At 67.3% G+C, this 3,555-nt stretch carries 3 protein-coding genes; 1 reads left to right on the top strand and 2 read right to left on the bottom strand.

Going from position 1 to position 3,555, the window contains the following annotated elements; translation table 11 throughout:
* The first annotated feature begins 188 nt into the window (after window positions 1-188).
* Window positions 189-788 carry a hypothetical protein gene (locus ACWEK3_RS42150; protein ID WP_453252245.1) on the top strand — a complete coding sequence of 200 codons (600 nt, stop codon included), beginning with the start codon at window positions 189-191 and terminating at the stop codon, window positions 786-788.
* 261 nt (window positions 789-1,049) lie between these two features.
* Here the strand turns inward: ACWEK3_RS42150 and ACWEK3_RS42145 are convergent, their stop codons facing one another.
* Window positions 1,050-1,487, bottom strand: coding sequence for a hypothetical protein (locus ACWEK3_RS42145; protein WP_453252244.1), 438 nt, complete (start codon window positions 1,485-1,487; stop codon window positions 1,050-1,052).
* Window positions 1,488-2,665: 1,178 nt separating this feature from the next.
* Window positions 2,666-3,118: a hypothetical protein gene (locus ACWEK3_RS42140; RefSeq protein WP_453252243.1), complete on the bottom strand. Its 453-nt coding sequence runs from the start codon at window positions 3,116-3,118 to the stop codon at window positions 2,666-2,668.
* Window positions 3,119-3,555: the final 437 nt, after the last annotated feature.

Genomic DNA, 3,555 nt, shown 5'->3' with positions numbered 1-3,555 from the left:
CGACCGCACCAGCTACAAAGCCACCACCAGCATCGAAATCCTTGCGGCCGCATGCCCTTGACGACATGCCCCAGCCGCAAACTTCACGGCCTTGCGGCTAGTCCGGATCGGCGCGCCTCTCCGAAACCGGCAGGCTCCCCCAGAGGCGGGTCATGAGAAGGTGCAGTTCGGCCCAGCAGAGGGGGAGAATGGGGCTGATCTACGGCTACGACATCTACCTGCGTCCCCGGAACGTCGCCAGGGCGCTGGCCAATCTGGCCGAGCTGGCGCCACCGACTCGTGGCGTGCCGCCACTTGAGCTCACACTGCCCTACGGTAACCGGCTCGCCCTCCCGTTCACGTCGCACTTCAAGAGCGAGCCGGTCGACTGCTCCACAAGCAGCACGCTCGAGCTCGACACGTCCATCATGTTCGGCGTCGATGACGCGGTGCGCGAATTCGCAGAGACGCACGGCCATGAACCCGAGGAGGACGGGCGAGTCCAGATCGGGTACATCTACTTGACGATCCGGTTCGAGTCCTTCCTGCACCCTCGTTACACGGCACTGGAGTTCTGGCCAGCGACGTCGTCGATGAGCCGCCTGTTCGCGCGGTCGGCCCGCGTCAGAGAGGTGTTCACCGGCCTCACCGCCGCCAGCGGCGGAGTGTGCTGCCTGTTCGACACCGGCGACGGCGGCCCCGAGCAAGTGTGCTGGCTCAACGGCGAGACGACTCAGGAGATGGTTTCCGGTCCCCGCTTTCCAGATCGGCGAGCGCTGGTGGCGACTTGGCCCGACCCCGCCCAGTGAGCACCGGTGGCCCTTGACGCGGCACAACCCCGGACGGACCATCCGGAAGCAGTCTTCAGGGGGAGCCCATGCATACCTTGGCCGCCGTCAATGGCGGGTCTTCGGGAGAAGATAGCGGGCCGAAAGGTTCGGTCTGCGTCCACACCATCAGGTGACAGTGAATTCACCCAAAGCCTCACAAACCGCCGGGGCGGGCGAAGGCCCTGCCTGGCTGTAGACCAAGCGGCGCGCGTTGAGCGGTATCGGTCGGGACCAGCTCGGCTACTGCTGGCCGTACGAGAGCGTCAATCCCGCCTGCAGCTCCTCCCGCACCTTCGTCACCCGGTCACGATCCCCGACCTGCACCTGGTACTGGACCGCCCCGCTCGGAACGCCCTTGACGGTCAGGGGCCACGTGCAACTGTTTCCAACCACCTCGCCGGCTGTGCCGTTCTCCAGGCGTCCTTGCGCCAGTTCATGCCCGTCGAGGTCGAAGACGCGGACCGGAGTGCCGTTACGGAGGTCGGCGTAGGAGTCGATGCCGACGCACCCCTCGTCCCCCTGACCGTGGACCCAGGAGCCGAAGACGGTGACCTTTCCGGTGACCGTGATTTGAGGTCCGGACGGCCGCGAGTCTTCGCTGCCGGAGGTGGCCCACCAGGCGATGCCCACGGAGCTGGCACCCACCACGAACCCGACGGCAGCGTAGGCGATACGCATGCGCCACCGCTGAAGTGCAGGGACACCTTGCTGCTGTGCAAGGGGTGTTGCGGTCTCGTTGGGGGGCAGGGGCTCGTCAGACATGCGCGGATCATGACAGCGCCGCCGCGGGGCGGATCCGTACTCATTGGAGACGTAGCGGAATTGTGACTGCACGCGGTCGACAGCCCGGTCGCAACCGTTTCGGGCTGATCTCCATGAACGTCCTGTCCTGGAGGGCGGGAGTGCTGGGAAGGGACGGACACACGCCGCGATACAGGAGAACCTATGCGGCTCCCGCCCACGAACATCACTGCCGAACAGCTGAGGTAGGGAAACCCGTAACAGGGTGGCTTCAGGGTTCTGACCGCAATTCCGTGAATCTGCAGGTCAGCCACTGGCTGCGGGAGCGCTCGTTCTGGGGGGCGCCTGGTCATGGTGGTTGCTCGAGTGGCGACACCGGCAGCCCGGCCGTATGGGGCGGTGTGCGGCCGAAGGGAGCCGAGGTCTATCGTCCGGGCATGGATTTCGACTTGCCAGAGGGACTTCCCCCGGGGCGGTTCGTCTCATCGGGGTCGGCGTGCGTCTGGGTTGCGGACGAGCTGCCGTGTGACGTTGACGGGGTGTAGCGGCCCCTGCTGTCCGGGCAGGAAGGCACCGGGCTGGTGCCGCTGCTGGGCGGGGAGTACATCGGCCGTCCGACAGACCTGGCAGAGATATCCGCCGTCCGACTGGAGGATGTCCTGACCTCAGACTTCGTCGAGTACCGGCGTCAACGTCTGCCTTACTGGACGAACCCGACGCCGGAGCCGGTGCCCGAGGGCATCGCACCGTGGCCGCACGATCCGGGCCCACCCTTCGAGACATGGCCGGGTCTCGCACCGGCGACGCCGGTCACGGACGCTGATCCCTCCCCGGCGGACGCCGCAGCGCGCACGATCGGCCACCTCAAAGCTACAAACCCGTACGAGTTGGCCGGGTGCAGCCTCGTGCTGGTCCCCGCGCAGCACAGCGCCGATATCCCGGCACTTCTCGGCTGGAATGCGGAGGCTCCGCTGCCGCTGGTGTGCGCGCTGCTGCGCAGCTGGGAGGAGCGGACTCGGCCTCCAAGATCGCGGCTGTGGCCTCGCCGACGTGTCGCCGCTGCGCGTGGGCTCGCGCCTCGGCCGCCACGGCGCTAAACAGCTGCAGGCCCGACTTCAGAGGGTTCGAGCCTTCGCGATGCGCTCGACGACGGCCTCCTTGTCCAGGTAGCGGTGGACATCATGGGCTTTGGCGACGCCACCGTTGTGCGCCACGACGTCAGTGACCCCCACAGCAAGGTGGGAGAGTCCCGCCCCCTTGTTCACGACGTCGTTCGGGGAGTGCAGGTTGGTCCACTCCACCCCGGCCGGCACGGAGAGCGGAGTACCCGGCCTGTGGACACCCTCCCTGATGCACAGCCAGCTCAGCGGGGACCCGCAGGTGACAAAGGTGGTCACGCCGCGTCCGCCGTCTCGCCCGGCTGGCCCCACCAAGGGCTGCTCGTAGTGGTTGCCGGCGGTGACAACGGCCGTCCCCTGGTGGCTGTGGCGATCGTCGGACAGCGCTTCGAGCAGGCCGCTCAGTTCGGTGCGCAGGGTGCCTGAGAAGCACGCGTCGACCAGCACCATCACGTGCTCGGACTCGCTGTCGAGGACCGCGGTGATGAGCTCGCTCGTGGGGAACGCCGTGGCGAGCCCGGTCCCAGACGCACGTACTGGGTGGCTGTCCTGGGGTAGATCCCCTGGTACGAGGGCACGGTGAGCTCGACAGGGCCCACCGCCGCGGCATGCTTTGAGGCTGCCACGGACGCGTCCACGGTCTTCTGCCACTTGCTGCTCAGTCCCGCCGTTCGCACCCGCTGACTGCTGGGTCCACCGTCCCGGCTTCGACGCGACGCGGCCATCGGGCGAGGGGCAAGAGGTTGGGCGTTCCCCCGTGATGGTGGACACGCGTTCGTGTGTCATGCGGCGAGCGTGAGCTTAGCCGTGTGGTGTCGGTGTTCGTATTCGTTGGGGCTGAGGTGGCCGTTGGCTGAGTGCCGGCGACGGGTGTTGTAGCGGGTCAG

The sequence above is a fragment of the Streptomyces sp. NPDC004721 genome, from assembly GCF_053601495.1.
The sequence above is the reverse complement of the archived record's forward strand: the minus strand, read 5'-3'. Positions and strand labels throughout refer to the sequence as shown.